12 protein-coding genes and 1 tRNA gene are annotated in these 18091 nt (G+C 63.1%); 10 read left to right on the top strand and 3 right to left on the bottom strand.

Going from position 1 to position 18091, the window contains the following annotated elements:
* Positions 1-349 precede the first annotated feature (349 nt).
* Entirely contained in the window at positions 350-763 is a 414-nt protein-coding gene (locus tag F8A90_RS02300) for a hypothetical protein (protein WP_159055792.1), read from the bottom strand.
* 670 nt (positions 764-1433) lie between these two features.
* On the opposite strand from F8A90_RS02300, the gene F8A90_RS02295 reads away from it, so the two are divergent.
* Positions 1434-1991: a PRC-barrel domain-containing protein gene (locus F8A90_RS02295; RefSeq protein ID WP_200018755.1), complete on the top strand. Its 558-nt coding sequence runs from the start codon at positions 1434-1436 to the stop codon at positions 1989-1991.
* Positions 1992-2242: 251 nt separating this feature from the next.
* Here the strand turns inward: F8A90_RS02295 and F8A90_RS02290 are convergent.
* Positions 2243-2319: transfer RNA gene (locus tag F8A90_RS02290), tRNA-Ile, on the bottom strand.
* Positions 2320-2569: 250 nt separating this feature from the next.
* Here F8A90_RS02290 and F8A90_RS02285 point away from each other — a divergent pair.
* From F8A90_RS02285 to fhuB, 9 genes are all read left to right on the top strand, one after another.
* Positions 2570-3274, top strand: a complete 705-nt coding sequence (locus F8A90_RS02285; RefSeq protein ID WP_200018753.1) for a hypothetical protein — start codon at positions 2570-2572, stop codon at positions 3272-3274.
* Positions 3275-3591: 317 nt separating this feature from the next.
* Positions 3592-5724, top strand: coding sequence for a TonB-dependent siderophore receptor (locus F8A90_RS02280; protein ID WP_233593410.1), 2133 nt, complete (start codon positions 3592-3594; stop codon positions 5722-5724).
* 356 nt (positions 5725-6080) lie between these two features.
* Positions 6081-7781: a pyridoxal phosphate-dependent decarboxylase family protein gene (locus tag F8A90_RS02275; protein WP_233593409.1), complete on the top strand. Its 1701-nt coding sequence runs from the start codon at positions 6081-6083 to the stop codon at positions 7779-7781.
* Entirely contained in the window at positions 7774-9375 is a 1602-nt protein-coding gene (locus F8A90_RS02270; RefSeq protein WP_200018751.1) for a lysine N(6)-hydroxylase/L-ornithine N(5)-oxygenase family protein, read from the top strand. Before F8A90_RS02275 ends, F8A90_RS02270 begins: the two co-directional genes overlap by 8 nt.
* Complete coding sequence (locus F8A90_RS02265) at positions 9372-12077, top strand: GNAT family N-acetyltransferase (protein WP_200018749.1); 2706 nt, start codon at positions 9372-9374, stop codon at positions 12075-12077. The genes F8A90_RS02270 and F8A90_RS02265 overlap by 4 nt, the downstream gene beginning before the upstream one ends.
* Before the next feature lie 198 nt (positions 12078-12275).
* Entirely contained in the window at positions 12276-13043 is a 768-nt protein-coding gene (locus F8A90_RS02260) for an RNA polymerase sigma factor (protein WP_200018747.1), read from the top strand.
* A 99-nt stretch (positions 13044-13142) separates the two neighbouring features.
* Positions 13143-13910 (top strand): ABC transporter ATP-binding protein, encoded by a 768-nt coding sequence (locus tag F8A90_RS02255; protein WP_166019793.1) that lies wholly within the window; start codon positions 13143-13145, stop codon positions 13908-13910.
* An 8-nt stretch (positions 13911-13918) separates the two neighbouring features.
* A complete protein-coding gene (locus F8A90_RS02250) occupies positions 13919-14917 on the top strand; it encodes an ABC transporter substrate-binding protein (RefSeq protein ID WP_233593408.1) in 999 nt (332 codons plus the stop codon).
* Positions 14904-17021 carry a Fe(3+)-hydroxamate ABC transporter permease FhuB gene (gene fhuB, locus F8A90_RS02245; protein WP_233593407.1) on the top strand — a complete coding sequence of 706 codons (2118 nt, stop codon included), beginning with the start codon at positions 14904-14906 and terminating at the stop codon, positions 17019-17021. The genes F8A90_RS02250 and fhuB overlap by 14 nt, the downstream gene beginning before the upstream one ends.
* Positions 17022-17149: 128 nt before the next feature.
* On the opposite strand, the gene purU is transcribed toward fhuB, so the two are convergent.
* Entirely contained in the window at positions 17150-18025 is an 876-nt protein-coding gene (purU, locus tag F8A90_RS02240; protein WP_200018743.1) for a formyltetrahydrofolate deformylase, read from the bottom strand.
* Positions 18026-18091: the final 66 nt, after the last annotated feature.

Below are 18091 nucleotides of genomic sequence, written 5' to 3'. Positions count from 1 at the left end.
TACCAGATCAGGGAGTATCTGCCGCATCACTCTTCAGACGGGCGTCAGATGGGTATTCATTGGCTCTAACCCAAAAAAATCCCGACCAAAGGCCGGGAAAACACTCTCAGGCAGAACAGGACCTATCGCGGTAGCAACGCGGCTCGCCGCAGGTCGACCAGGACGCTGAACAGTCGTCAGCGGTATCACGGAAATCTCTACTCAACCTGCAGTGCCAGACATCAAGTCCCGCTTGCCCAGGACAAGGTGCCCATGACCAGGGCAGAACGACAGACAACTGGCACTGAGGTAAAAATTCTTGTGCGCCCTTTCACGCACTGGCGAACATCGTACTTCACGGGCTGTTGTTTCAGGCTGAGGCGTCCAGCTGCTGAACCACCTTCTGCGCCATCAGGGCCGGGTCAATCGCAGCTCGCTTGCGGGCACTGACTTCAAGGCGATCACGCAACATGAACCAGACACCCAGAAACTCATCACATTCTGCACAACTGACGATGTCATCATCTGCCGGGGAATCTTCGAGGTGAACCCGGTTGCTGCCACAGCGTGAACACTCCATGGGAACCTTGCGTACTGTGTTCATCTCGATGCCCTCCATTGGATCCATGATGAAAACCTTGTGCTCGAAACCGGTGGAGCGGGCGGCATGACGATGTGAAAACTTGCGGCAACCTGACAAGGGATTGAAAAAGCGGCTCTGCGGCTCCATCAATGTTGTATCAGGTGATCTCCTGCCTGCCCCGCCGTGCTTCGACAGTTGCAAAGTTAGACACTTCCAAAACCGTGTACAAGTTTTAACGCGTATCAGAACGTATCTGTATAGCTAATGTAGACGCGTTGGCAGGCACTTTCGTGTGCGCTGATCAAGCGTTTACCTCTCCCCATGCGCCCGCTGTGGCACGAGAGCGCCCCGCCAGAGCCGCGTAACACTTCGCTACAAAAAAGCCTCTTTTGACATGCATAAACATCTTGTCCCATTCGTCAGGCAGCCAATCAGCGAGCAGAAAAAGCCTTGAACGCGCACTGATTGCGGCATATCCACGTGCCTTGTCTCGACTTCTTGCCTTGAACGGCGCGGGCCTTGGCATCCAAGCGATCCTTCAGCACCTCACCTCTACTGCTCGCCCCTCTACTCGAACCCTTCGTCAGGGCCCTGCTGACAGAGCGCTTGCGGGCGGCCTTGTTCGCGACAGGTACGGAGCACCAGAAAGCTCACTCTCGTGGCACGACGACATTGCCCCTTTACACCTTGCATGTGACAGACAGAGGAATTCTCGTACAAGTTTTTCTTTCACCCCCTTGAAACTTGTCGGTCTCGTCAGGATCTCAGTGGGTAGGGTCATGGTTCTGGCGAATCATTAGCGCCACGAGCGAGAAGGAAGCGCTTGAGGGACCGGACCAGAAGTACCGATTCAACACGCAAGGAGTACGGCATGAGCAATATGAACCGCAAACAGATTCTGGGTGCGATCACCGCGACCACGCTGCTGTCCACTACCAGCATGGCCATGGCCAGTCCGCAGGGGCTCTACTCCGCAGATGAGCTGATGGATGCCGACGTCTACCTGCAGAGCGATGACAACAACGTGATCGGTGAAGTCGAGGACATCCTGCTCGACGACAACATGCAGGTCGCCGCTCTGGTCGTCGAAAGCGATGATTCCATGGGGCTGGACGAGAACCAGTACGTCGTGGAAACGGGCAAGTTCACCCTCGAGACCGAACAGGGTGATGATCTGGATGCCCTGGAATACCGCATCCATCTCGACATGGATGTAAGCGAGTTCGAGCAGCAGCCGAACTACACCACCGACTGGTGGCAGGACACGCGCAAGAGCGCCGCAGCGGCCTGGGATGAAACCAAGAACACCGCTGCCAGCGCCTGGCAGGACACTCGTCAGGCGACCGCCAATGCGCTGACCACCGCCGGCAACGCCATCAGCGGTGCCGCCAATGACACTGAGCAGGAAATGGAAGAAGAGACTCAGTGATAGCGACCCTGCAAGAGATCACCCGAATCGGATGATCCGCGCCAATGCAGAGCAAAGCGCCTCATGCCCCACGGCATGGGGCGCTCGTGGTTCAGGGCGATGAGAAAACACGCCATTGATGCAGTGATTGTGGGGAAGAAAGAAGAGGAAATACCGGAATGACAGGCACAAAAAAAGCCGCCATTGGCGACTTGTCGGGGCCCTGGAGCTTTTGAACTCCTGCTGAATGAAACCCCACTGGAAGGCATGCATGGTGGGCCCAGCAGGACTTGAACCTGCGACCAATCGATTATGAGTCGAGTGCTCTAACCAACTGAGCTATGGGCCCATGCAGCGCGCATATGATAGCGAAAGCATGAGCCTCGGGAAAGCCCGAAAACTCAACAACATAGCGATTTCCGCTCCCGCTTGCGGCGCGTGATGTGCATTGAACATCTCTGCCAGCCTGCGGCTGCGACGAGTGTCGCGAACCCTTGGCGCCGCTGCCTGTCCAATGTGCCATCTGCAGTATCGAATCTTTTCCGGGTGCCCATATCGGTCTTCGCCCGATCAAGCCCCCGGCCATCAGGAGTCACGACATGTCATTGCCTTTCTCTCGCTGGACCCGCGCCCTGAGTCGTACGCTTGCGTGTCGCTCGACCGGCAAACCCGCCAGCCGCTTCACTGCTATAGCCGCCAGAAGCCGCTTCGGCGCCCCGATCAAGGCCGCGGCACTGGCCTTCGCCATGAGCGGTATCGGTGTCAGCCTGCCGACACAGGCCGCCTGGCAGCTGGTACCCGACAGCAGCGGCGCCACCGCGACGCTGACCTCGCAGGGCAGCCAAGGCAATGTGGAACACGTGCATCACCTCAATGGTTTGAGCGGCACCGTCGGCGATGACGGCAGGATGAGCATTCCCTTGAGCGTCGGCCAGACCGATCTGCTCGACAAGGTCGGTGAGCTGCCGCCGTGGCTATCCGGCGTCAGTCAGATGCGCCTGGCCACGCTGACCCTGAATCTTGACCCGCTGGCCATCGCGGCGCTGGAGACCGGTCAGACGATGCGCATGCAGGTGCCCTTCTCGGCCACCGATGGCAACCGCACCCACCGCGAGACCCTGCCGCTGGAGGTCACCCGTCAGGATGCCACCCACCTGACCTTCATCAACGCCGACCCCATCTCACTGGACAGTGCAGAAGTCGCCAGGAATCAGGTCGGCAGCACCCTGCTCAACCTGCTGGGCTACGGCAAGCTGGTAGGCGACATTCCCGTCACGCTGCAGGGCGAGATGGTCGACCAGTAACCTTCAGCGCAGCACGACGCCGTCAGGCCAGTACGATCCCGTCGCGAACCTGGCATCGAGTCATCAGAACCGCCCCACGGGGCGGTTTTTTTGTGGCGACAACAGCCGAGGATGGCTGCCTGCGTCAGCCAGTGGGGCGAGCATGACGGCGATGGCCAGCCCGCATGACATCAAGGCATGAGATGCGGCACAGGAAAATGATAAAAATAATTCTCATTCATGGTTCAGAAAGTCGTCATCTGAACGTCTACCCACAGGAGAGAACGACGAACAAGAATCATTCCTATATAAATCATTCCGGATGGAACACCGCGCTCATGAAAGACTCCGCCGCACATAAAGCCACTCGCTCCCTGCTGATGACCCTGCCCAGGCACCCTCTGGCACTGGCGATTGGCCTTGGCCTGCCCTTTGCCGGTCAGGCCATGGCGGCCGACCACCGTGAGTCTCAGGACGAGACCCTCGACACCATGACGGTGACCACCACAGCGGCTACCAAGACCGACACCGGCTATCTGGAAACCCCCCAGGCCGTCTCCACCATCACGCGCGACGATATCGACAAGCGCGCCGTCGAGACGGTACAGCGTGCCGCGGACTACACGCCGGGCGTGTTCACCAACCAGATCGGTGCCTCCAACCGCTATGACTATCTGGTGCTGCGTGGCTTCTCCGATGGCAGTGTCAGCAACACCTTCCTGGATGGCCTGAAGCTGATGGGCGACTCGGGCTCCTACAGCTCGATGACCATCGACCCCTACTTCCTCGACAGCATCGAGGTGGTGAAAGGGCCGTCTTCCGTTCTCTACGGACGCTCCTCTCCGGGTGGTCTGGTCGCGATGCAGTCCAAGCGCCCCGAGTTCCAGGACTCCGGCCAGGTCCGCTTCACCGTCGGCGACGACAACGAACGCAGTGCGGCGTTCGACCTCACCGGCCCGCTGGATGACGAGCAGCGCATCGCCTATCGCCTGACCGGTCTCGCCAGTGCCGAGGACACCCAGGTCGACTCCGTCGAGGAAGAGCGTTACGCCTTCTCGCCGCAGATCACCATGGATGTCACCGACGACACCACCGTCACCCTGATGGGCTACTTCCAGAAAGACCCGGAAGGCGGCTACCACTCAGGCCTCCCCTACGAAGGTACGGTGGTGAGCTACAACGGCACCAAGCTCGGCAACGACTTCTACGAAGGTGACGAAGACTATGAAGAGTTCGATCGCACCGAACGCATGCTCGGTTACGACTTCGAACACCGCTTCAATGACGATGTCACTGCACGCCAGAAATTCCGCTATCTACGCTCCGATGTGGACCTCGAGCAGGTTTACGCCTACGGCTGGGCCTCGGACACCGAACTGACCCGCTACTACTCCGGCGGCGAAGAGAGCCTGCGCGCCTGGACCGTCGACAACCAGCTGGAAAGCCGCTTCTCCACCGGCGCTTTCGATCACACCCTGCTGTTCGGTGCCGACTATCAGACCCGCACCAATGATGTGGACTGGGAATACGGCACTGCCAGCACGCTGGATGTTACCGGCAGCAGCGATGCCGATGTCTCCGTCTATGCCACCGAGAACCAGAAGCGTGAGCTGGACCAGACCGGTGTCTACCTGCAGGACCAGGTCAGCTGGGGTCGCTGGAACCTGGCCGCCGGTCTGCGTCATGACTGGGTCAACATCAAGAACACCGATCGTGACTACAACACCACCAGCGAGCTGAACGACAACGAGATGAGCGGCCGTATCGGTCTGATCTACGGCTTCGACAACGGCATCTCGCCCTATGTCAGCTACTCCACGTCCTTCTCGCCGAACTCCTACACCGATGAAGACGGCGACCTGCTCGACCCGACCACCGGCAAGCAGGTCGAGGTCGGCATGAAGTACCAGCCCAACGGCACGCGTGATCAGTACAGCGTCTCGCTGTTCCGCATCAATCAGGAAAACGTCGCCTCCAAGGACCCGGAAGACAGCTACTACACCGCCTACGGCGAGATCGAGTCCCAGGGCCTGGAGCTGGAAGCCCGTACCCAGCTGACCCGCGACTTCGCGCTGCAGGCCGGTTACAGCTACACCGACGTGACCTATGCCAAGGCGGAAGATGGCACCGAAGGCAACGATGCCAACCAGGTGCCCAAGCACCAGGTCAGCGTCTGGGGTGACTACGCCTTCAATGAAGGCCCGCTCACGGGTCTGAATGCCGGCCTCGGCGTGCGCTACTACGCCGACATGTGGGCGGATTCCGAGAACACCGAGAAGGTGCCGAACTACGCGCTGGTCGATGCCCTGGTCGGCTACGACCTGAGCCAGATCGGCTGGAGCGGCACCAGCGTGCAGCTCAACGTCAGCAACCTGTTCGACAAGGAATACATCGCGTCCTGCTACAACACCAGCTTCTGCTACTACGGTGCCGAACGCAGCATGACCGCGACACTGACCTATGATTTCTGATCCCGACACTTCCGCAGTCCGTCGATTCTGAATCGACCCGCACGACCCGCCGGCGGCAAGGATGTCGCCGGCACCATCGCCCTGAACCACTCATCGTCTGACACATCTGGCATGCAAGAACCTCTGGCATCGCACTCGCACTCTGCGCTTACGATGTCGAATCACGTGATACCGATGCCCACGGCTCGCGTGATTGACGTGTCGACGACATCGCCAACAACTCCACCAACAACAACGACCGCAAACGCGGCACTTGATGAATGTCCTGACTGGTCCTCGCACCTGAGCCATCTGTCCCAGCTGGCTGCGAGTCTCTTCCAAGTCTTTATCTGCGAACATTCGCATAAGGTTATGTAATGCACAGCCTTCAAGATTCCGCCGCCACCTACGGCGCTGCCACAGGATCCTCCGCGTCTGACACCCAGACCGACGCCTGTGCGGGCTCCCTGTCCCGCTCGCCCAGCGCCGCCCTGTTCTCGCCTGCCAACATGGATGCCTGGCAGGCCGGCATGAACCGTATCAGCACCCTGGTGGCTGAACAGCTCGACAGTGTCCAGCAGCCGTTCAGTGGCATCACCCCGGAAGCTCTGCGTCCGGCCTTTGCCGATCTCGACCTCGAGACGCCCCTCGAGAACCTCGAAGCCGGTCTGGATGAGCTCAAGTCGCTCTACCTGAAGGACGCCGTCTATTTCCATCACCCCCGCTACATCGCACACCTCAACTGCCCGGTCGTGCTGCCCGGCGTATGGGCAGAGAGTCTGCTGGGTGCGATCAACTCCTCACTCGACACCTGGGACCAGAGCGCCGGCGGCACCCTGATCGAGCAACGCCTGATCAACTGGACCACCGATCGCCTGGGCCTGGGGCCGACCGCCGATGGCATCTTCACCAGCGGCGGCACCCAATCCAACTTGATGGCGCTGCTGCTGGCCCGTGACGCAGTCTGCGAGAAGCTGCCCAACCACCCCGGCAACCAGACCCACGGCCTGCCGCCGGAAGCCGGGCGCCTGCGTGTCTTCGCCTCCGGCATCAGCCATTTCAGTCTGCAGAAGGCCTGTGCCCTGCTCGGTCTCGGTCATAACGCCGTCGTCCCGGTCGCCGTGGATGAGCGTCGCCGCATGGACCCCGATGCCCTGCGGGAAGCTCTCGACAACGCCCGTGCAGAAGGCCTGATTCCGATGGCCGTCGTCGGCACCGCCGGCACCACCGACTTCGGCAGCATCGACCCGCTGGAGGCCATTGGCCGTGAATGCCATGCCCGCGGCATCTGGTTCCACGTCGATGGCGCCTACGGCGGCGGTCTGATCACTTCACGTCGTCACGGTCACTGGCTCAAGGGCACCGAGATGGCAGACTCCGTCACCATCGATTACCACAAGACCTTCTTCCAGCCGGTCAGCTGCAGTGCATGCGTGGTACGTGATCGCACCCAGCTGCGCCACGTCACCTACCACGCCGACTACCTCAACCCGGAGCTTCAGGCCCGCGAAGGCACGCCGGACCAGGTCAACAAGAGCCTGCAGACCACCCGTCGCTTCGACGCCTTGAAGCTGTGGATGACACTGCGTCTGATGGGCGCCGATGCACTCGGCGACATGCTCGATTGCGTGATCGACCTCACCCGCGAAGGCTACCAGCTGCTCGCCGCGGCACCGGACATCGATGTCGTCCAGGCCCCGGAACTGAGCACCCTGGTGTTCCGCTTCCATGACGCCAATGAAGAGACCCTCAGCGCCGAGCAGTGGGATGCCTTGAACCGCGAGATCCGCAAGCGCCTGTCACGCAGCGGTGAGGCCATCGTCGCCGCCACCAAGGTGTCGGGCCGTCAGTACCTGAAGTTCACCCTGCTCAACCCGGAAACCACCCGCGATGACATCGCCGCGGTGGTCGAACTGATCCGCCAGCACGGCCAGGCGCTGATCAAGGCGCATCATCTCGCCGTCAGCACCACGGCCCAGGCAAGCCACGCCGCAGCACTGGCCGATGCCCTGGTCGATACCCCGGCCGCCAAACGTCGCAGCCACACCACAGAAGCAAAGGAAAGCCGTCATGCATGACACCTCGACTCCTCACGTCACCGACACAGCTGAAACGCGCAATGAGGTGCTCGACTTCGTCGCCATCGGCATCGGCCCCTTCAATCTGAGCCTTGCCTGTCTGAGCGAGCCGCTGGAAGACGTGAATGGCGTCTTCCTCGAGCGCAAGGCCGAGTTCGACTGGCACCCGGGCATGCTGCTCGAGGATGCCAGCATGCAGACGCCCTTCATGGCGGACATGGTCTCGCTGGCCGACCCGACCAGCCACTTCAGCTTCCTCAACTATCTGAAGCTGCATGACAAGCTCTACAACTTCTACATCCGCGAAGACTTCTTCCTGCTGCGCCGCGAGTACAACCAGTACTGCCAGTGGGCGGCGCGTGAGCTGACCAGCCTGCGCTTCGATCATGAAGTCCAGGACATCCAGCATGTCGGCGATATCTATGTGGTGCGCGGTATCCGCCCCAGCACCGGCGAAGCCTTCGCCTATCGCGCACGCAAGCTGGTGCTGGGCACCGGCACCCAGCCCTACCTGCCCAAAGCCGCCGATGCCGTGCGTGACGTCGTCCCGGTGGCCGGTAGCCGCGTGTGTCACAACGCCCACTATCTGGCGCGCAAGGACGAGCTGACCTCCCAGCCGGCCATCACCATCATCGGCTCCGGCCAGAGCGCCGCCGAGATCTATCTCGACCTGCTGCGCGAGATCGACCAGCACAGCTACCAGCTCAACTGGATCACGCGCTCGCCGCGCTTCTTCCCGCTGGAGTACGGCAAGCTGACGCTGGAGATGACCTCGCCGGATTACATCGATTACTTCCACGCCCTGCCGCGTGAGCAGCGCAACACCCTGCTGGCGACCCAGAAGGGCCTCTACAAGGGCATCAATCTCGAGCTGATCGACGAGATCTACGACACCCTCTACGCCAAGCAACTGCAAGGCGTGGTGCCTACCACCCTGATGACCAATACCGAACTGACCTCGCTGAACAGGCAAGAGGCCGACGGCGAGTTCACGCTGGGGCTCTATCAGCGTGAACAGCAACAGGCCTGGCGTCACGAGACCAGCGCCGTGGTGCTGGCCACCGGTTACCACTACGCGGCTCCGGCCTTCTTGAAGAGCATCGAGTCACGCATCCGTCGTGATGCCGAAGGCCGCTACGCCGTCGGACGCTTCTATGCCGTCGACGCGCAGAGCACGGCAGATGCCGAAGGCAATGAGGGCGATCAATCGCCGTTCGCCGGCGAGATCTTCGTCCAGAATGCCGAGCTGCACACCCACTCGCTGGCCGCGCCGGACCTGGGCATGGCCTGCTATCGCAACAGCTGCATCCTGCGCGCCATCACCGGCCGTGAGGTCTATACCATCGAGCGCCGCATCGCCTTCCAGAGCTTCGGTGCGCCCGGCTCTGAAAAGGGCTGTGGCAATGGCTTCACACCGCTGCCCGCCGCACACCTGTCCTACGGCGATACGGATATTCACGCCGGCCCGTCCTCTACCGAAAGCTCTACTACCGGCCCATCCTCTGCCGACAGCTCCTCTACCGGCACGGCCTCTGACACCCAGACCGACACGACTCACACCGCTGCACCGCAACACCGGGAGACCACCGCATGAACATGCCAGTCGACATCACCAGCGCCGCAAGCGCCGAACAGTCCAGCAGCGCGGCAAGTTCTCACAGTGCAGCGACACCGTCACAGCAGGTGTTCGGAACGACATCGCTCGCCGCGCCGGCACCGCTCAATCTGCTCAGCCCGGCACCGGGAACGCGCTTCACCCGCCGCGCGGTGGAGCTGGAGCAAGCCCAGGCGCGCCTGCGCAAGCCGCAGGATGACAGCACGAGCGAGCGCGCCGAATTCGCGCTGCGCCCGCTGGATCTCGCCGCCGACATGGCGATGGTGGATGAGTGGACCAGCGGCGAGCGCGCCAGCTTCTGGGGCATGAGTGATGACCTCATCACCACCAAGTACGACTTCTACCAGGGCCTGGAAGAGAGCAAGCACGCCCAGGGCTGGGTCGGTCTCTACAACGACCAGCCGGCGTTTCTGGTGGAGCTCTACGATCCGGCACACGATCCGCTCGGCAAGCACTACGCCGTGCAGCCCGGAGACTTCGGCATGCATTTCCTGGTCGCGCCGCGCAGCGATGACCAGGCCCCCATCAGCGGCTTCTCGCGGGCGGTGATCGAATCGATCATGGCGATGATCTTTGCCGGCCAGTTCCGTGACGAGCATGCCGCTGAAGGGAAAGATGCCGTACGTCCCGTCAGCCGCGTGGTGGTCGAACCGGACAGCCGCAACGAGCGCATCCATCCGCTCAATGCCGCCGTCGGCTTCATCGATCATGGTCCGCTGGATCTCGATGGCAAACCGGCGCGTCTGTGCTTCTGCACCCCGCAGGATTTCCGTGCTGCCCTGGCCACCCGCAGCCCGCGTCTGGACACCGCCATCACCGCCAATCCGGCGGCAGCTGGCCAGCATCTCACCGGACCGGACTGGCAGCAGGCCAATCGCCTGCTGGTACGCAAGGCACTGGCCGAATTCAGTCATGAACGCCTGATCCACCCGCAGTGTGCCGATGAGGCCAATGCCCGCATCACGGATGGCTGGCACCATTACTGCCTGCCACTGAGCGCCCCGGCAGGTGACACGACGCCCGTCAGCCGTCGCGCGGCGCAATATCGCTTCGTGGCGCGACGTTTCCAGCTCGATCACTGGCTGATCGATGCCGCCTCCATCCAACGTCTGGATGCCGATGGCAACTCCCTGCCGCTGGACGCGCGTGAGCTGATTCTGGAACTCAACGATGTGCTGGAGATTCCGCCGCGCCTGCTGCCGGTCTATCTCGAGGAAGTCAGCGCCACACTTGCCTCCAGCGCCTGGAAGATGCAGCGCGCCGTTCGTGAGAACCAATCTGCCCGCGTGCTGGCCGGTGCCTCCTTCCAGACCCTGGAATCGGCGATGAGCGAGGGCCATCCGTGCTTCGTCGCCAACAATGGCCGCATGGGCTTCGATGCCATGGACTATCGCGCCTACGCGCCGGAGGCCGCCCAGCCCTTCGCGCTGGTGTGGATCGCCGTGCATCGCGACAACGCGCACTACTCCGCCGTGGATGGTCTCGATCCGCGCCGTCTGCTGGAAGAGGAACTGGGTCAGGCTGAACTGGCCCGCCTGGAGGATCAGCTGACGGCTAAGGGCCTCGATGCCGCCGATTATCTGATGATGCCGGTGCACCCATGGCAGTGGAATCACAAGCTGGCCATCACCTTCGCCGCCGAGATCGCCAGTCAGCGCATCGTCTGCCTGGGACTGGGTGAAGACCGCTATCAGGCCCAGCAGTCGATCCGCACGCTCTACAATCGCAACCAGCCGGGCCATCGCTACGTGAAGGTCGCGCTGTCGATCCTCAACATGGGCTTCATGCGCGGTCTGTCGCCCTATTACATGCGCGCCACTCCGGTCATCAATCAGTGGCTGCAGGGCCTGATCGATTCGGACCCGTCCTTCGAGAAGTGGGGCTTCCGCCTGCTGCGTGAAGTCGCGGCCATCGGCTATCGCGATGATGTACTGGAAGACGCGGACCCGGCAGCCGTGGGCTATCGCAAGATGCTGGCCAGCCTGTGGCGCGAGAGCCCGGAAGACGTCAAGGACGAGGGCGAGCGCCTGATGACCATGGCGGCGCTGCTGCACGTCGACAATGACGAGAAGGCCTTGCTGCCGGCGCTGATCGAGCGCTCCGGCATCGGCGCCGAAGCGTGGATCGACAAATGGCTGACGGCCTACATGACGCCGCTGCTGCACTGCTATTTCAAGCACGACCTGGTGTTCATGCCGCATGGCGAGAACCTGATCATGCGTCTGCGCGATGGCGTGCCGTGTGGTGCGCTGATGAAGGACATCGCCGAGGAAGCGGCGCTGTTCGCCACCGAGGAGACCCGTGCACTCGAGCTGCCGGAAGGGGTCGAGCGTCTGGTGGTCGAGGTGCCGGAACCGATCCGCATCCTGTCGCTGCTCACCGATGTCTTCGACTGCATCTTCCGCTTCGCGGTGCCGCTGCTGGTGCGCGAGCAGGTGATGACGGAGGAGGCCTTCTGGTCTCGCGTCGCGGCTTGCATCCATGACTACCAGGATGCCCATCCGGAGATGGCTGACAAGTTCGCGCGTCATGACCTGTTCGCACCGCGCTTCACGCTGTCATGCCTCAACCGCCTGCAGCTGCGCAACAATCAGCAGATGGTCGATCTCACCGATCCCTCCGGTGCCCTGCAGCTCAAGGGCGAGCTGGACAACCCCATCGCGGCCTTCGCCCGCCGCTAGGCGGTGACACTCATGGCGATCACCAGATCGCCATGACCCGTTAGCTACGACAAGCTAACGACGACCAAGCAACACCGGGACCGCCCTCGTCATGCACGGGGGCGGTCCTTGGCGTGCCTGACACCCAACCATTGATAATGATTCCTAACAACAATACCATTACCCTCCCATCACGAAAGATCTCATTGCGAGCCGTGGATGTCCTCTCACGCCAAGCCCCCAGTTCGGACTCATCGCGACACGGATGATCGAACGCCTGACACACGCGGGCCAGAAGATGAAACGCCCGCTGAGCTGCAGGCTTGTGCTGCACAGCAATACCGCCAATCTCTGGACCAGCTGTTTGCCGAGCATCGTCATGAACTGACCGGCTTTCTGGTGCGTCAGCTAGGCTCGCATGAGCTGGCGGAAGACATCAGCCATGAGGTCTATCTGCGTCTGCGTCTGACCGGGGACTGGCCCGCCAACCCGCGCGCCTGGCTGTTTCGCATCGCACGCAACCTGATCATCGATCATCATCGCCACCAGTCCCGCGCACCGGAATTCGAATCGGTGTCCGAGGGTGATGAGCGCGTGGCGGCCGCCCATCTGGACCCGGAGAGAAGTCTGGCGCGCCGCCAGAAGTTGCAGGTTATCGATGCGGCACTCTCCGAGCTGGCAGGCCACTTTCGCCTCGCCCTGACCTGGTATCGCCTCGAGGGCCTGACCAAGCGCGAGATCGGTGAACGACTCGGTGTATCCGAGCGCATGGCGGGCCGCTACGTCTCCCAGGCGCAGCAGCACTGCGCGACCCGACTGGCTGCGGCAGGCTGTTATCGCAATGAAGTCAGCCGCGACTGCGCCGCCTGCCGACAGGACACCGCGAATTCGCCGTCAGCCGCGCAGCGCACGTCAGCCACGCCCGGCAAGGCGCGACGACGAAGCCGACGTGATGACGTCCCGATAGCAAGAGGCGATCAGCACTGATGGCCCCGCGGAGCACGGATGGGCGAACGTCTCCGCGTCATGTCGCCCAGAATGAATCGCCCTTAGCCTGACGCCCTGACCACGGATGACGATGCTTTCATGTTCACTCTCGACCACCTGCGCTTTGACCTTGGCGAGCGCTGCCTGCTCAAGACGCAGTCTCTCGATTTCGCCCCCGGCCAGGTGCATGGCCTGATTGGCCACAATGGCTCCGGCAAGTCGACATTGCTCAAGCTGCTGGCGCGTCAGAATACGCCGACCAGTGGCAAGCTGGCGCTGGATGATCGCCCGCTCTCGCAGTTCGGCAGTCGGGAATTCGCGCGGGCAGTGGCCTATCTACCGCAGCACCTGCCGCCGGCCGAAGCGCTGACCGGCCGAGAGCTGGTCGCCTTCGGCCGTTATCCGTGGCACGGCCTGCTCGGGCGTCCCGGACCCAAGGATGAAGAAGCCATCGAGCGCGCCATCGCGCTGACCCACACCGAAGCCTTCGCCAATCAGCAGGTCGATACCCTCTCCGGTGGCGAACGTCAGCGCGTGTGGCTGGCCATGCTGCTGGCCCAGGGCAGTCGCTATCTGCTGCTGGACGAGCCGCTGGCCGCGCTGGACATCGCCCATCAGATCGAGGTGATGGAGCTGGTCTCGCATCTGAGTCATACCCTGGGACTGGGCATCATCATCGTGCTGCACGACATCAATCTGGCGGCGCGCTATTGCGATCGTCTGGTTGCGCTGCACAGCGGCAAGGTACTGGCCGAAGGCGCACCCGATGAAATGATGAACCCCGTCACGCTCAAGGACATCTATGGCGTCGAGATGCAGGTGATCACCCCGCCGCAGAGCCGGCAGCAGATCGCGGTGCCGCTATGAAGTGGTTGTTGGCACTGATCGGACTGAGTCTGCTGGCGGTGGGTCCCGCCAGCGCTGCCATGACGGGTGACGCCCACGAGGCACCAGTGGGCTTCGTCGATCGCCCCGTCGTGGCGCTGGACTGGACGCTGGCCGAGACCCTGACCGGCATCGGAGTCCGCGCCATGGGCGTGGGGCAGGTGGAAACCTACGCAAGTTGGGTGGATCAACCGGCGCTGCCGCAGGGCACGCGGGATCTTGGCCTACGCACCCAGCCGAACCTGGAGCAGCTGGCCGCCCTCGCCCCGGATGACATCCTGATCAGTCCGATGCTGGCAAGCCTCGCGCCGCGCCTATCGGCCATCGCGCCGGTCACCAGCATCGCCATCTATACCCCGGACGCCGATACCTGGCAGACACTGGTCGCCGCGACCCGCCAGCTGGGCAAGCTGACGCAGCGCGAGCCACAGGCCGAACAGCTGATTCGCCTGAGCACCACTCGCCTGGCCGGTTACAACGCCGCGCTGCGCCAGCAGGCGGCACGCGATGGTGAGACGCCGCTGCCGCTGTTGATGGTGCAATTCATGGATGACCGCCATGTGCGCATCTTCGGTGACAACAGCCTGTTCCAGGCCGTGATCGAACGCATGGGCATCGACAATGCCTGGCAAGGCGATACCAATGCCTGGGGCTTCGCCACCGTCAGTCTCGAGAAGCTGGTGACGCTGAAGGGCCGCATGGTGGTAGTGGAGCCGCTGCCACCCGGCGGGCGCGAGGCCCTGGCGCGCAATGGTCTGTGGCAGGCCATGCCCGGCGTGCGCGAGAACAGCGCTGCCTCGGCACCACTGTTCCTGCCACCGGTATGGAGCTTCGGCGCCCTGCCCTCGGCCAATCGTTTCGCCGACCTGCTCGCCGACCATCTGCTTGACGGGCATCTGCTTGACGAGCATCTGATCAACGACCACACGGACACGGCGCTCGATGGCGAGGCGACACTTGAGGGAGAGATCACCGATGGCCACCACTGACCAGGTCATGAGAGAGCGTTCCTCTTCCGCCGCCCTTCGGCTCACTCCCGGCAGAGCCTGCAGCCTGCTCACGCTGGCCCTGCTGGTGCTGGGCAGCCTCGCCCTCAACCGTGACGGCCTGAGCCTGATGCAAGGCCTGACGGCACTGTGGGCATCGCCCGATTTCAGTGATGCGGCCCGTCTCGGCCAGGCAGACAGCGCACTGCTTTCCGCGCAGCTGGTGGCCCATGTCAGCTGGTGGCCACGGCTGGTCTGCGCGCTGCTGGCCGGGGCTGCGCTGGGCATGGCAGGCGTATTGATGCAGCAGGTGCTGCGCAACCCGCTGGCTGCCCCGACGACGCTGGGGGTTGCCAGCGGTGCGAGCCTGGCGATGATGCTGGCGACGCTGTTCGCCCCTGCATTGATGGCCGGCACGGGTCTTGGGGGCGACGGCTTCCAGCTGGGCCGTGAATGGGTCGCGCTGGCCGGTGGCCTGGCGGCCATGGGGCTGGTGTTCGCGCTGGCCTGGGCGCGTGGCATGTCGCCGACCGTGGTGGTGCTGGCCGGACTGGTGGTCAACCTCTACATCGGCGCGCTGGGCATGGTGCTGTTGCTGTTCAATCAGGAGGCCCTGCACGGCACCCTGGTGTGGGGCGCAGGCTCGCTGGCCCAGAACAGCTGGGATGGCGTGATCACGCTGCTCACCCGTCTGTTGCCGGGCATGTTGCTGGCGCTGGTGCTGATGCGTCCGCTGGCGGTGCTGGACCTCGACGAGGCCAATGCCCGAAGCCTGGGCGTCTCGCTGCGCAAGCTGCGTCTGATGAGCCTGGGGCTGGCGGTATTTCTGAGCGCCTGCGTGGTCAGCGTGCTGGGCATCATCGGTTTCATCGGCCTGGCCGCGCCAGCCTGCGTGCGTCTGATGGGCGCGCGTCGCCTGGGTCAGCGTCTGCTGTGGGCACCATTGTTCGGGGCGCTGCTGCTGGCAGTGACGGACCAGGTGGTCGCCAGTCTCGATGGCCTGCTGCCCAACCTGATTCCCACCGGTGCGATGACGGCGGCCCTCGGCGCGCCGCTGCTGCTGTGGCTGATTCCGCGCCTCAAGATGGCCCAAGGGGCTGGCCCCGCCAGTCATCACGGCATGTCACTGACGCATCGTCATCCCCGCCCTGACCGACTGCTCGGCTGGCTGCTGGCCGGGGTCTGCGTGGCCCTGATGCTGGCCCTGCTGGTCGGCAATGGTGCCGATGGCTGGACGCTTGGCAGTGATATGCTCCAACAGTTGCTGGCCGGCCAGACCAGCGTGCTGGACTTCCGCCTGCCAAGGGTACTGGCGGCGGCAGGCGCCGGCGTGCTGCTGGCCCTCGCCGGGACGCTGCTGCAGCGTTTGACCAGCAACCCGATGGCCAGTCCCGAGATTCTCGGCATCAGCGGCGGGACTGCCATCGCCCTGATGCTGACACTGCTGCTGGTGCCCGGCGCAGGCCAGCTGACACTGCTGGCATCAGGGGTCTGCGGCGCACTGGCCTGTCTGGTGCTGCTGGTGCTGCTCAACCACAGAAGCGGCTTCGTGCCGGAGCGCGTGCTGCTGTGTGGCGTGGCGATCACCGCGCTCTACGATGCGGTGCGCGGCATCATCCTCGCCGATGGTGACCCGCGCGGTCAGCAGATTCTGGCCTGGCTGTCCGGCTCCACCTACTACGTGGGCCTCTCCGCGGCGGTCGGCGTGCTCGCGCTGGCGATCATCGCGGTCCTGCTGGTGCGCCCGCTGGCGCGCTGGCTGGATATCCTGCCGCTGGGCACGGCGAGCGCCAGCGCGCTCGGTATCGGCGTGACCCGTGCCCGTCTGGTGCTGCTGGGCACGGTGGCGGTGCTCACCGCGCTGGCGACCCTGATCGTCGGCCCGCTGTCCTTCGTCGGCCTGCTGGCCCCGCACCTGGCACGCCTGCTGGGGCTGAGCCGCGCCCGCGAGCACATGCTCGGCGCGGTGCTGTGCGGGGCGCTGTTGATGGTGCTGGCGGACTGGCTGGGCCGCCAGCTGCTGTCGCCCTACGAGATCCCCGCCGGCCTGATGGCCTCGCTGATCGGCGGCAGCTACTTCCTGTGGAGTCTGCGCAAGTCGGGCTGATGTTCCCTCGATGAGAGGCCTCGAGCCAGAAGACACGCAGCCAGAAGACACGAGACCAGAAGACACGAAGCCCGCGACCTCTGATCGCGGGCTTCGTGTTTCAGCGTTTCTCTTTCAACAAGCCGCACTCAGTTGCCGAACACCACCGTGCGCCTGTCATGCAGGAAGACGCGCCGCTCGAGGTGATAACGCACGCCCCGTGACAGCGTCAGACATTCGATATCACGGCCCTTGGCGATCAGGTCTTCCGGATAGTGGGCGTGATCCACCGTCTCGACGCCCTGGGTGATGATCGGGCCTTCATCGAGATCATCGTTGATGTAGTGCGCGGTGGCACCGACCAGCTTGACGCCCTTCTCGTAGGCCTGATGATAGGGGCGCGCGCCCTTGAAGCCCGGCAGCAGCGAGTGGTGGATGTTGATCGCCCGCCCCGAGAGCTTCTCGCACATGTCACTCGACAGCACCTGCATGTAGCGCGCCAGAATCACCAGCTCAGCCCCGGTGTCCTGCACGATCTGCCATACCTGGGCTTCCTGCTCGGCCTTGGTCTCGGCGGTGATCGGCAGGTGGTGATACGGCAGGCCATGCCACTCGGCCAGCGGTGCCATGTCCGGATGGTTGGAGATGACGGCGGTGATATCCATCGGCAGCTGGCCGATGCGATGGCGATAGAGCAGGTCGTTCAGGCAGTGGTCCGAGCGCGAGACCATGATGACCACCTTCATGCGCTCATCCGGCGCACTCAGGCTGACGTCCATCTCGAAGTCGGCGGCGCGCGTGCCCAGCCCCTGCTCGAAACCGGCGGCGTCAAAGTTGTCACTGAGCTCGCCGACCTCGGTCTGCGGACGAAATTCGGCCCGGATGAAGAAGCGCCCCGACAGGCGGTCATCGAAGGAGTTGAGCTCGGTGATATAGCAGCCCTGCTCGCGCAGGTAGCGTGTCACGACGTCCACCGTGCCGATACGGCTGGGACATTGGGCGGTCAGAATCCAGGTATCACGCATACATAGGTGCCTGTCATGTAAGGATTATTCATTGTTGGAAGCAGCAACGTCAGGGTTGCATCCGAG

The sequence above is a fragment of the Cobetia sp. cqz5-12 genome (genome assembly GCF_016495405.1).
Lineage (GTDB): Bacteria > Pseudomonadota > Gammaproteobacteria > Pseudomonadales > Halomonadaceae > Cobetia.
This window is presented reverse-complemented; position numbering and strand designations above follow the sequence as displayed.

Coding starts and splice junctions, on each gene's coding strand:
- F8A90_RS02295 (WP_200018755.1), top strand. CDS start 1,434: ATGAGCAATATGAACCGCAAACAGATTCTGGGTGCGATCACCGCGACC.
- F8A90_RS02285 (WP_200018753.1), top strand. CDS start 2,570: ATGTCATTGCCTTTCTCTCGCTGGACCCGCGCCCTGAGTCGTACGCTT.
- F8A90_RS02280 (WP_233593410.1), top strand. CDS start 3,592: ATGAAAGACTCCGCCGCACATAAAGCCACTCGCTCCCTGCTGATGACC.
- F8A90_RS02275 (WP_233593409.1), top strand. CDS start 6,081: ATGCACAGCCTTCAAGATTCCGCCGCCACCTACGGCGCTGCCACAGGA.
- F8A90_RS02270 (WP_200018751.1), top strand. CDS start 7,774: ATGCATGACACCTCGACTCCTCACGTCACCGACACAGCTGAAACGCGC.
- F8A90_RS02265 (WP_200018749.1), top strand. CDS start 9,372: ATGAACATGCCAGTCGACATCACCAGCGCCGCAAGCGCCGAACAGTCC.
- F8A90_RS02260 (WP_200018747.1), top strand. CDS start 12,276: ATGTCCTCTCACGCCAAGCCCCCAGTTCGGACTCATCGCGACACGGAT.
- F8A90_RS02255 (WP_166019793.1), top strand. CDS start 13,143: ATGTTCACTCTCGACCACCTGCGCTTTGACCTTGGCGAGCGCTGCCTG.
- fhuB (WP_233593407.1), top strand. CDS start 14,904: ATGGCCACCACTGACCAGGTCATGAGAGAGCGTTCCTCTTCCGCCGCC.
- purU (WP_200018743.1), bottom strand. CDS start 18,025: ATGCGTGATACCTGGATTCTGACCGCCCAATGTCCCAGCCGTATCGGC.